Origin of the sequence: Dickeya ananatis, assembly GCF_019464615.1 — a bacterium.
Classification (GTDB): Bacteria; Pseudomonadota; Gammaproteobacteria; order Enterobacterales; family Enterobacteriaceae; genus Dickeya; species Dickeya oryzae.
In genome coordinates, this window is record NZ_CP040816.1 from 423,294 (window position 1) to 435,191 (window position 11,898).

The following is an 11,898-nucleotide window of genomic DNA, read 5'->3' on the forward strand; positions in this document are numbered from 1 at the left end:
CAGTAGCCAGACAGGTGTTGATAGCATCAGGCAGACTGTTTTTCTGACACCGGTTTTGCAAAAAAGCATCATGAATCATCAGGATACATGATGCTTTTACTCACACCAGATAATACTCAGACAGCGAAAAGATTAGATGTAAATATTAACGCTGTTTTCATCCGTCGGCATGTTAACGCCTTCTTTGGGCGTAGCCGACTGAATTGCAGAGGCACCTGACTGCTGAGCCTGCTGTGTTTTCTGCTGCTGCAACTGCTGGATTTGTGCCTGAAGTTGTTGGATTTGCGCCTGAATCATCTTTTGCTGTTGCTCCAGCAACTGGCGCTCTTCATCCGTTTTTGCTTCTGTCATCTGCTGAGTCAGCTTGGTCGCTTGTTTGGTCAGCGATTGAATTTCCTTGTTTAACTGGGAAATCTGCTGCTCAACACTGGCGCTACTACCGCCACCTGATGACGCAGAAACGGCTGATGTTGCTGAGCCGATAGAACCTGCCATAAATTCCTCCTGAAAATAGCCATAATGGCTATACCGTTATCGGCATCGTACCGCGATAGCCTTATAGGTTTTTCGATTTCCTGACGAAGTATATACAAATATACCGGCATAATAACGGTTGTTACTGCGCACCTTCAGTGAAATGCGCAGCTACACGTCAACGATCTCTTTCTATCGAGTCTGGTAAAAACCGCGCTGCCCACAGTGTTGACGCTGTCTCCCCGGTCTGGAAACGCAAAAGCCCGCTGGGTGGCAGCGGGCTGGGGTAGGCAGTATGTCTGACAGACCGAATCAGATATAGATGTCGATAGCGTGTTCGGCAGAAGGGCGGTTAACCCCCTCAACCGGCCGCACCAGTGGCTTGCTTTCCTGCGGCTGTTGAACCTGCTGATTTTGCAACTGTGCAATTTGCCCTTGCATCACAACGATTTGAGCCTGCATCGACTGCTGTTGCCCGTTAATCGTCGTTTCCTGCTGCTTCTTGGTGCTTTCACCTGATGTCTCAGCCGCTTTCAGGCTTTGCAAGTTGCGATCGGAAACCTTTTGTTCCGTATTGGTTTCGATGCTGGTGGATGCTGGCACCGGCATCACTGCAAACGCAGAGCTGGTAATTGGACTCAGCATACATCCTCCTGATTGGGTCGTCTTGGCAGGGGACTGTCCCTGCTATTTCTATTATCGGCACCTGGTGCGATCTTATGAGTGATTATTAACCAAAAAGTGACACCTGGCTACTCTTTGAGCGTGATGATGGGTAAAGAATTGTGTCTTTATCTCTGGCATCATTTCCCGTAGACGTTAATGGCATCGGTTAATCGCAGCGCCTGTTTGCTGAGGTTGGCGGAGAATTCAGCGGATTGATCGACCATGCCGGTATTGCCTACGGTCATCTGTTCAATCTGGGCGATAGAGCCGTTGATAAGCGACAAGGCCTCGGTTTGCTCCCGGGTGGCATTGCTGATTTCGCTGATCATCGCGGCAACCTGCTGCACGTCATGAATGATGTCGTGAATATGTTGACCGGCGTTATCCACCAGGGCGCTGCCGGTTTCAACACTCGCCATATTGGCGTCGATCAACGCTTTAATTTCGCGGGCAGCGGAAGCGGAATGTTGTGCCAGATTGCGCACTTCCGCGGCTACAACGGCAAAACCGCGCCCTTCTACGCCCGCCCGTGCCGCTTCTACTGCCGCATTCAGCGCCAGAATATTTGTCTGAAACGCGATGCTGTCGATGACACCGATAATATCGACAATCTTGCGGCTGGCGTTGGAAATCGACTCCATCATGCTGACGGTTTCAGCCATGATGTCGCCACCTTTGCGGGCAGAGTGACTGGCGTTTTGCGCCATCTGTGTCGCTTGTGTGGCGGTATCTGCGCTTTGCTGCACTGCTACTGTAATTTGCTCGATAGCGGCGGCGGTTTGTTGCAGATTCGCGGCGGTCTCTTCGGTGCGTACACTCAGGTTGCTGTTGCTGTCGGCCAGTTGTTGGCTGATGTCGTTGATGCCAGAAACCTGCGTGCTGACATCGTTGACCAGCGAATGCAGGTTCAACCCAAACTGGTTGACGACCCGCAACAATAGCCCGATCTCGTCTACCCGGTTGAGATGGATACTATCCGCCCGGCGGCCGGACACCACCTGCTGTGCCTGACGCAGGATCAAACGCAATGGGCGAGCGATTTGTTGTTGCAAAAAGTAGTCCAGCACCACCATGAGCAGGAGTGTCGCGGCAATAGACGCGCCCGTGCCGACGCCCAGCAGGGTGAGAGCCAGTGGTATCAAGCCGCCAAATAATACTGCCAGCCGTAACCGCCAGCGTACCGATAAGCGCTGGAATAATGACAATACAGAGAATAGTCCGGTACGGACCACCAGTCCCTTATAAAAACGAATGTGGCGGGCTTGCTTATTTTGTACCGCTTCATATAAAGGTTCTGCCGCCTGAATTTCTGCCGCTTTGGGGGTATTGCGAACCGAAATATAGCCCGTCAGGTGGTTGTTATGATAAACCGGTGTGACATTAGCTCGTACCCAGTAGTGATCGCCATTTTTACGACGGTTTTTTACCAGCCCGGTCCAACTGTCACCCTGTTGCAGGGTGTACCACATGTCCGCAAAGGCTTCGACGGGCATATCAGGATGACGAACAATATTGTGCGGCGCCCCCATGAGTTCATCTTCATCAAATCCGCTTATACGTATAAATGCGGAATTGGCGTAAGTGATGTGGCTTTTAACATCCGTGGTCGACATTAATGTTGTGTCGTCATCCAACAGGTGTTCCTGTTGTGTAATAGGTGTATTAACCCTCATTGGAAACCCCGATGCTGTGTGTCAGTAATATGTCATGAGAATAAAGGGCCAACGTGTGAGTGTGGCCTGATTAATCACACCGGTTGAAAACCTGCCTTTCGGGCCTTTTGGTGCAGTCCACGTGTTGTCTGGCTGCAACAAGGGCACCCGTCAGGAGAGATCATTAACGGGGTGTGAGATCGTCATTTTTGTTTTTGATCATGGTTAGAAGGTACGAAAAAAAGGGCGCTTTAAACGAGAAAGCATCCCTAAGTAAAATTATTCCTTTTTTTGTAGGGAGGAATTTATGCTTTGGGTCTTTGTGTTGTCAATGAAATCATTTTTTGAACAGCACTTTTTTTATCTTCTTTGTGTTTATTGCATGTTAATCGATTTTTTATTAAAGATGACATCACAATAAAAACGTTTTATTAACATGAGTAACGAAAACAATGCTTCCTAAAATGGAGGGAAATAACGTTACTTATTTAGGGGTATTAATGGTTAGTCAGAGAAAAAGATGTGGCGTTATTTTCTTTCGAAAATAATTCACGTTACTGACACATCAAATTAATTTCAAGATACAGCACACCGCTGGTGTGTTGAAAACATTCCCCCCGAATGGGGCATCCGAGGGGAATGGCCGTTGCTGGTATGACGGCGTGTATCAGGTAACCGGTGCCGGGTTAAACACCGACAGGGCGTTATGCAGACCCCATTGATCAGACCAGGTTTTTTTCCTGCCGCTGGCAATATCCAAAATAAAGTGGAACAGCTGCCAGCCCACATCCTCGATGGTAGCCTCGCCAGTAGCGATGGTGCCGGCGTTGATATCCATCAGGTCATGCCAGCGTTCTGCCAGTGCTGAGCGGGTCGCCATCTTGATAACCGGCACGGCTTTGAGCCCGTAAGGCGTGCCGCGCCCGGTGGTAAAGACCTGCACCGTGATACCGGAAGCCAGTTGCTGCGTACCACAGACGAAGTCACTGGCTGGCGTAGCGGCGTAAATCAGACCGCGTTTGGTCGGGCGTTGGCCTGGCGACAGTACTTCCACAATCGCACTGGTGCCGGATTTAGCGATAGACCCCAGCGCTTTTTCCACCACATTGGCCAGGCCGCCTTTCTTGTTACCGGGTGACGGGTTGGCGCTGCGGTCGGTTTTGCCGCTATCAAGGTAATCGTCATACCAAGCCATTTCTTCCAGTAGTCGTTTACCCACTTCTTCGTTGATGGCTCGTGGCGTCAGCAGATGGATAGCATCGCGGACTTCGGTGACTTCGGAAAACATGACCGTAGCACCGCAGCGCACCAGCAGATCAGAGGCGAACCCTACCGCTGGATTGGCGGTCACGCCGGAAAACGCATCGCTACCGCCGCACTGCATACCAACGACCAGCTCGGAGGCTGGCACCGTCTCACGCTGACGGCGATTGAGTTGTTGCAGGTGCTTATCCGCCATGGACAGGATATCGTCCACCATCGATTTGAAACCGACATGATGTTCATCCTGCAATCGCACAATACTGGTCTCATCGAGCGAAATCGCCTGCACATCTGGCGTGCCTTGCAGCAGTCGTTCCGGCTGTAGTTTTTCACAACCCAGCCCGACCACCAGCACTTCACCGCCGAAATTCGGGTTTAACGCCAGATTATGGATAGTGCGAATGGGGACTACTGCTGCCGGGGCATTGATCGCCACACCGCAGCCGTACAGATGGTTCAACGCCACGACGCCGTCGACGTTAGGGTAGCGGGGTAGCAAATCGCGTTCTATCAGATTGACGACATAATCCACCACACCGGCGACGCAGTGAACGCTGGTGGTAATCCCAAGCAGGTTCTTGGTACCGACGCTACCGTCCGGGTTACGGTAGCCCTGGAAGGTAAAACCCTCCAGCGGTGGCAACGCAGGGGGAACCCGGGTTGCCAGCGGCAGTGTTTCCAGTGCGGGTGCATTGGGCAATTCCACCAGCGATTCGTCTATCCAACTGCCACGGGCGATATCCCTGAGGGCATAACCGATGATTTCGCCGTAACGAACGATCGGTGCGCCTTGGGCGATATCGCTTAACGCAACCTTGTGACCTTGCGGTATATGCTCTTTCAGTTCCAGACCACAGCTGAATCGGGTGCCCGCTTTCAGGCCGTTATTGTTAACGACAATGGCGACATTGTCAGATTCATGGACCTTGATATAAAGCGGCCGATCATCGGCCACACCCGTTGTTTTATTCTCTGACATGGCGCTAGCCTTCATGAGTTATATACCCGTCATACTTCAAGTTGCAGGTGCGTTGGCTTTCTTACTCGGTCCATCAATGGACCTCGCCCTGCGGGCCTCTGCAAGCAGCGTTCAAATCAGCTAAGCCGATTTGTCACTCACCCCAGTCACTTACCTGAGTAAGCTCACGGGGATTCGCTGCGTCGCCGCCTGCCTGCAACTCGAATTATTTAGGGTACAACGCTGGTTAAAGTTATAACGCGCGGTTTATTTTCACTGTTGATGCTAATAATAACTTTGCTCGGCATCAGTATAGGTGAGCTTTCCGCCATCATGCATTATGCAATTGACTGACATCCCTACGCGTTGTGCTTAATTTCTCGGGCGAAGAAACAATAGGCAGTGAGACTTGTCACATTATTCCGTCCATTGATGTAGAGCCTATCCCATTAGGACTATTTCACTTGCCATTTTGGCCCCGGGCAGTGCTCGAACTCCTCACGTACTCCGTGTACGCTCCGGGTTCTCCGCGCTGTCCGTGTCCACACTGGCTGCGCCAATAACGCCTACTGGGATAGGCTCTTATTCCCTCCTTATTCTGACCGTCGTGTTTTGTGACTGCGATGGCAAAAAACGGTGTTTTCGTGAAATGACTCCCAACCGGTTGGACGATTGCCATAATCCATGTTGGATGTGGCGGTGATTGTTGTGCACCTGTCCAATGAGGAGCCAGAGGCTGCCCTTTATAATCGTTTCCAGAAGTCTAAGAGGTCCGTGGTTTATTTTTGCTGTTCTGTTTTTTCTTTGCTCAGGTTTCAAACCATTACCGACTCTTGATTTCATTCTGGTAACTCAACCTTACATTGTGTTGTTATTCGGAATGAATGAGCTAACCGCTATCTGAAAGTAGGAGTTCATCATGAATACCGTCAGCACAGCAGCAGGCGTATTACAAAAGAAAACCAACGCCCGTTACTGGATTGTCGTGATGCTGTTCATTGTCACGTCATTCAACTATGGCGACCGAGCCACGATTTCTATCGCGGGTTCCGCCATGTCCAAAGAAATTGGTCTTGATGCCGTTGGCATGGGCTATATCTTCTCCGCGTTCTCCTGGGCTTATGTCATCGGTCAAATCCCTGGCGGCTGGCTACTGGACCGTTTTGGTTCTAAGCGCGTGTACTTCTGGAGTATTTTCACCTGGTCGCTGTTTACCCTGCTGCAAGGGTTTGTGGACCTCTTCCACGGCTCGGCCATTGTGATTTCGCTGTTTATGTTGCGCTTCATGGTTGGGCTGTGTGAATCCCCGTCTTTCCCCGGTAACAGCCGTATTGTAGCGGCCTGGTTCCCGGCACAGGAACGTGGTACCGCTGTCGCCATCTTCAACTCCGCGCAGTATTTCGCCACCGTTATCTTCGCCCCCATCATGGGCTGGCTGACACATGAAGTGGGTTGGGCGCATGTGTTCTGGTTCATGGGCGGCCTGGGCATCGTCATCAGTTTCCTGTGGCTGAAAGTGATTCATGACCCGAAAGATCACCCTGGCGTGAACAAAGCTGAGCTGGAATACATCGAAGCCGGTGGCGCACTGGTCAACATGGATGCGTCGGCCGCGAAAAAAGACGTCGCTCGCGGTGAGAAGTGGCACCAGATTAAACAATTACTGACCTCCCGCATGATGATGGGCGTCTATCTTGGCCAATACTGCATCAATGCGCTGACCTACTTCTTTATTACCTGGTTCCCGGTATATCTGGTTCAGGCTCGCGGCATGTCGATTTTAAAAGCCGGGTTTGTGGCATCAATACCGGCTATTTGCGGATTCGTCGGTGGCGTGCTGGGTGGCGTGATTTCCGATTATCTGATGCGCCGTACTCAGTCACTCACCATTGCCCGTAAAACGCCGATTGTGCTGGGGATGCTGCTCTCCATGTCGATGGTGGTTTGTAACTACGTCACCACAGAGTGGGTGGTCATCGCAGTGATGGCGGCGGCGTTCTTCGGTAAAGGTATCGGCGCGTTGGGTTGGGCGGTGATGGCGGATACGGCACCGAAAGAAATCAGTGGCCTGAGCGGCGGTCTGTTCAACATGTTCGGCAATATCTCCGGCATCGTCACGCCGATTGCCATCGGTTATATCGTCGGTGTGACCGGTTCCTTTAATGGTGGGTTGGTGTATGTGGGTGTCCATGCGTTCGTCGCCATTCTGAGCTTCCTGTTCATTGTGCAGGACATCAAACGTATCGAACTGAAACCTTATAAACCCCAGTGATGCCGGGTAAGGACGAGAAAATGAGCAGTACACAAGATACCCCTGTTATTACTGAGATGACCGTCATCCCCGTTGCCGGCTATGACAGCATGTTGCTCAATATCGGCGGTGCTCACGGGGCCTATTTCACCCGCAATATCGTGATTCTCAAAGACAACGCCGGTCACACCGGCGTCGGTGAAGCCCCTGGCGGCGAGGTGATTTACAACACGCTGACGGCGATGACGTCACAGGTAGTAGGGTCACAGGTCGCGCGTATGAACCACCTGGTGCATCAGGTTCACAAAGGCAACCAGTCTTCGGATTTCGACTCGTTCGGCAAAGGCGCCTGGACGTTCGAATTGCGGGTCAACGCTGTCGCCGCACTGGAAGCCGCCCTGCTGGACCTGTTGGGGCAGCACCTGAATGTGCCTGTCGCCGAATTGCTGGGGCCGGGTAAACAGCGTGATGAAGTCACGGTACTGGGCTACCTGTTCTATATCGGCGATCGCACTAAAACCGACTTGCCCTATCTGGAAGGCGAACAGGGTAAACACCCGTGGTATCACCTGCGCCATCAGCAGGCGATGAACAGTGAGTCGGTGGTTCGGCTGGCGGAAGCGGCGGCTGATCGCTACGGCTTTAAAGACTTCAAGCTCAAGGGCGGCGTACTGCCGGGTGAGTTGGAAATCGACACCGTGAAAGCGTTGAAAAAACGCTTCCCCGATGCCCGTATCACGGTGGACCCGAACGGTGCCTGGCTGCTTGATGAAGCTATCCGCTTGTGCAAAGGCTTGAACGGTGTGCTGACTTACGCGGAAGACCCTTGCGGCGCGGAACAAGGTTTCTCCGGCCGTGAAGTGATGGCGGAATTCCGTCGCGCGACCGGGTTGCCGGTCGCGACCAACATGATTGCCACCAACTGGCGCGAGATGAACCACGCGGTGATGTTGCAGGCGGTGGATATCCCGCTGGCAGACCCACACTTCTGGACCATGCACGGTGCGGTACGGGTTGCACAACTGTGCGACGACTGGGGGCTGACCTGGGGTTGTCACTCTAATAACCACTTCGATATTTCGCTGGCGATGTTTACCCATGTGGGGGCTGCGGTGCCGGGCAAACCGACCGCTATCGACACCCACTGGATCTGGCAGGAAGGCCAGCACCTGACCAAAGAGCCGCTGCAAATCGTTAACGGCAAAATCAAGGTGCCGGAGCGGCCGGGGCTGGGCATTGAGCTGGATATGGCGCAGGTAATGAAAGCCCATGAGCTGCATAAAAAACTGCCGAGTGGTGCGCGTAATGACGCGGCGGCGATGCAGTACCTGATCCCCGGCTGGACATTTGATCGCAAACGTCCGGTATTCGGACGCGAGTTACCCAAGAATTCTACGTTTTAACAGAAGGAAATTATCATGACGTCGCAAAGTTCTACCCCGGTTATTACCAGTATGCAGGTGATCCCTGTTGCCGGGCACGACAGCATGTTGCTGAACCTCAGCGGGGCGCACGCGCCGTACTTCACCCGTAATATCGTGATCATTAACGACAACGCAGGCCATACCGGCGTGGGGGAAATCCCGGGCGGCGAGAAGATCCGTCAGACGCTGGAAGACGCCGCGGCGCTGGTGGTGGGTAAAACGCTGGGCGAATACAAAAACGTGATGACAGCGGTACGCAACCAGTTTGCCGACCGCGATGCCTCCGGCCGTGGCCTGCAAACCTTCGACCTGCGTACCACCATTCACGTGGTCACCGGTATCGAAGCCGCCATGCTGGACCTGTTGGGGCAGTTCCTGAACGTACCGGTGGCCGCGTTGCTGGGCGATGGTCAACAGCGTGACGCGGTAGAAATGCTCGGTTACCTGTTCTATATCGGCGATCGCAACAAAACCGACCTGCCGTACCAGAGCCAGACGAATGACAAATGCGACTGGTATCGTCTGCGCCACGAAGAAGCACTGACGCCGGAAACGGTGGTGCGTCTGGCTGAAGCGGCGTACGAGAAATACGGCTTCAACGATTTCAAACTCAAAGGAGGCGTGCTGGCCGGTAGTGAAGAGGCCGAAGCAGTGACGGCGCTGGCTAAACGCTTCCCGCAGGCACGTATTACGCTCGACCCGAACGGTGCCTGGTCACTGGACGAGGCGATTCGCCTGGGTAAACAGCTGCGCGGTGTGCTGGCTTACGCTGAGGACCCGTGTGGTGCCGAGCAGGGTTTCTCCGGGCGTGAAGTGATGGCAGAGTTCCGTCGCGCTACCGGTCTGCCTACCGCCACCAACATGATCGCCACCGACTGGCGGCAGATGGGGCACACCATTTCCCTGCAATCTGTAGATATTCCGCTGGCGGATCCGCACTTCTGGACCATGCAAGGATCCGTGCGGGTGGCGCAGATGTGCCATGAGTGGGGCCTGACCTGGGGTTCTCACTCTAATAACCACTTTGATATTTCACTGGCGATGTTCACCCACGTGGCGGCGGCAGCGCCGGGCCGTATTACTGCCATTGATACGCACTGGATTTGGCAGGAGGGCAACCAGCGCCTGACCAAAGAGCCGTTGCAGATTGTCGGCGGCATGGTGGAAGTACCGAAGAAACCGGGTCTGGGTATCGAGCTGGATATGGAACAGGTCATGAAAGCGCATGAACTGTATAAAAACATGGGGTTAGGCGCTCGTAACGACGCCGTAGGCATGCAGTACCTGATCCCTAACTGGACGTTTGATAACAAACGTCCTTGCCTGGTCCGTTAATCCATCACGGTTCGTTAATTATCGTAGGTTGTTAATGAAGAGCGCTGCTTCATCCGGGGCGGCGCGGTAAAGAGTAAGGACAAAACATGAAGACGCCACTGTTGCCTAACCAATTTCGCCAGGATTTACGTCAGGGCAATACCCTGATCGGTTGCTGGTGTGCGCTGGCTAATCCGATTTCCACCGAGGTATTGGGGCTGGCAGGGTTCGACTGGCTGGTACTGGACGGCGAGCACGCGCCGAACGACATCAACACCTTTATTCCGCAACTGATGGCGCTCAAAGGCAGCCACAGCGCGCCGGTGGTGCGTCCGCCCTGTAATGAGCCGGTGATTATCAAGCGGTTGCTGGATATCGGTTTCTATAACTTCCTGATCCCTTTCGTAGAAACTGAAGAGGAAGCCATTCGTGCCGTCGCATCAACCCGTTACCCGCCAGCGGGGATTCGTGGTGTATCGGTCGGCCATCGCAGCAATGCCTACGGCACTGAGCCGGACTACTTTGGCACCATTAACGACAACATTACCGTGCTGGTGCAGATAGAAACGCAGGAAGGGGTGGACAACCTGGACGCGATTGCCGCCGTCGATGGCGTGGACGGTATTTTCGTCGGCCCCGGCGACCTGTCGGCAGCACTCGGGTATCTGGGCCAGCCGAATCACCCAGAAGTGCAGAAAGTCATTCGCCACATTTTTGAACGTGCGGCGGCTCACGGTAAACCGAGCGGTATTCTCGCGCCGGTGGAAGCGGATGCGCGTCGTTATCTGGAGTGGGGTGCCCGTTTTGTTGCCGTCGGCAGCGACCTGGGTGTGTTCCGTGGTGCCACTCAGGCGTTGTGCGACAAATTCAAAAAGTAATTCGGATTAATCAGGGCCGCATCGGCCGTCAACATATCTGACCATGTCACTGAATGGACAACGAGGTTATCGCAATGAAAATTGGTTTTATTGGACTGGGTATCATGGGCAAACCGATGAGCAAAAACCTGATTAAAGCGGGTTATTCATTGGTGGTGCTGGACAGGAATAGTGAAGCCGTTGCCGAAGTCACCGCAGCGGGTGCTAGCGCGGCGGCAACGCCGAAAGCCATCGCCGAGCAGAGCGATATCATCATTACCATGCTGCCGAACTCTCCACACGTGAAAGAGGTGGTGCTGGGCGAAAACGGTGTGATTGAAGGCGCACACAAAGGTGCTGTCATTATCGACATGAGTTCTATCGCGCCGTTGGCCAGCCGTGAAATTGCTACAGCCCTGGCGAAAAAAGGCGTCGATATGCTGGACGCACCGGTTAGCGGCGGTGAGCCGAAAGCGATCGACGGTACGCTGTCAGTCATGGTGGGGGGTGATAAAGCGGTGTTTGATCGTTGCTACGACGTGATGAAGGCAATGGCTGGTTCAGTGGTGCATACCGGTGATATCGGTGCCGGTAACGTCACCAAGTTGGCGAATCAGGTCATTGTGGCACTGAATATTGCAGCCATGTCAGAAGCACTGGTGCTGGCAACCAAAGCAGGTGTTAATCCAGACCTGGTGTATCAGGCGATTCGTGGTGGTCTGGCGGGCAGTACCGTGCTGGATGCCAAAGCGCCGATGGTGATGGACCGCAATTTCAAACCCGGTTTCCGCATCGATCTGCATATCAAGGATTTGGCGAATGCGCTGGATACCTCTCACGGCGTTGGAGCGCAACTGCCGCTGACCGCCGCCGTAATGGAAATGATGCAGGCGCTGAAAGCCGATGATCTGGGCGGTGCCGATCACAGTGCGCTGGCTCGTTATTATGAGAAGCTGGCGAAAGTGGAAGTCACTCGGTAGTCGACAAGGCGGCGTCGGCATAACGCACGCCGCCTGGTTGACGGAATATTTTGATTAGC

At 53.5% G+C, this 11,898-nt stretch carries 9 protein-coding genes; 5 read left to right on the forward strand and 4 right to left on the reverse strand.

Annotation, left to right across the window (positions count from 1 at the left end):
- Nucleotides 1-132 precede the first annotated feature (132 nt).
- The 4 genes from FGI04_RS01790 to garD all read right to left on the reverse strand — a co-directional run bounded on the left by FGI04_RS01790 (nt 133) and on the right by garD (nt 5,049).
- Nucleotides 133-495 carry a FlxA-like family protein gene (locus FGI04_RS01790; RefSeq protein ID WP_342699780.1) on the reverse strand — a complete coding sequence of 121 codons (363 nt, stop codon included), beginning with the start codon at nt 493-495 and terminating at the stop codon, nt 133-135.
- Nucleotides 496-786: 291 nt separating this feature from the next.
- A complete protein-coding gene (locus FGI04_RS01795) occupies nt 787-1,119 on the reverse strand; it encodes a FlxA-like family protein (protein WP_342699779.1) in 333 nt (110 codons plus the stop codon).
- A 158-nt stretch (nt 1,120-1,277) separates the two neighbouring features.
- Nucleotides 1,278-2,813 carry a methyl-accepting chemotaxis protein gene (locus FGI04_RS01800; protein WP_342699778.1) on the reverse strand — a complete coding sequence of 512 codons (1,536 nt, stop codon included), beginning with the start codon at nt 2,811-2,813 and terminating at the stop codon, nt 1,278-1,280.
- Nucleotides 2,814-3,459: 646 nt separating this feature from the next.
- Entirely contained in the window at nt 3,460-5,049 is a 1,590-nt protein-coding gene (gene garD, locus FGI04_RS01805) for a galactarate dehydratase (protein WP_407273980.1), read from the reverse strand.
- Nucleotides 5,050-5,932: 883 nt separating this feature from the next.
- Here garD and FGI04_RS01810 point away from each other — a divergent pair.
- From FGI04_RS01810 to garR, 5 genes are all read left to right on the forward strand, one after another.
- Nucleotides 5,933-7,285 carry an MFS transporter gene (locus tag FGI04_RS01810; protein ID WP_342699776.1) on the forward strand — a complete coding sequence of 451 codons (1,353 nt, stop codon included), beginning with the start codon at nt 5,933-5,935 and terminating at the stop codon, nt 7,283-7,285.
- 20 nt (nt 7,286-7,305) lie between these two features.
- The gene (locus FGI04_RS01815) at nt 7,306-8,667 is read left to right on the forward strand and encodes an enolase C-terminal domain-like protein (protein ID WP_342699775.1); all 1,362 of its coding nucleotides are present in this window, start codon (nt 7,306-7,308) and stop codon (nt 8,665-8,667) included.
- A 15-nt stretch (nt 8,668-8,682) separates the two neighbouring features.
- Nucleotides 8,683-10,023, forward strand: a complete 1,341-nt coding sequence (gudD, locus tag FGI04_RS01820) for a glucarate dehydratase (RefSeq protein WP_342699774.1) — start codon at nt 8,683-8,685, stop codon at nt 10,021-10,023.
- An 86-nt stretch (nt 10,024-10,109) separates the two neighbouring features.
- Nucleotides 10,110-10,880, forward strand: coding sequence for a 2-dehydro-3-deoxyglucarate aldolase (gene garL, locus FGI04_RS01825; RefSeq protein WP_342699773.1), 771 nt, complete (start codon nt 10,110-10,112; stop codon nt 10,878-10,880).
- Between the two features lie 74 nt (nt 10,881-10,954).
- Complete coding sequence (garR, locus tag FGI04_RS01830; protein ID WP_342699772.1) at nt 10,955-11,839, forward strand: 2-hydroxy-3-oxopropionate reductase; 885 nt, start codon at nt 10,955-10,957, stop codon at nt 11,837-11,839.
- Nucleotides 11,840-11,898 lie beyond the last annotated feature (59 nt).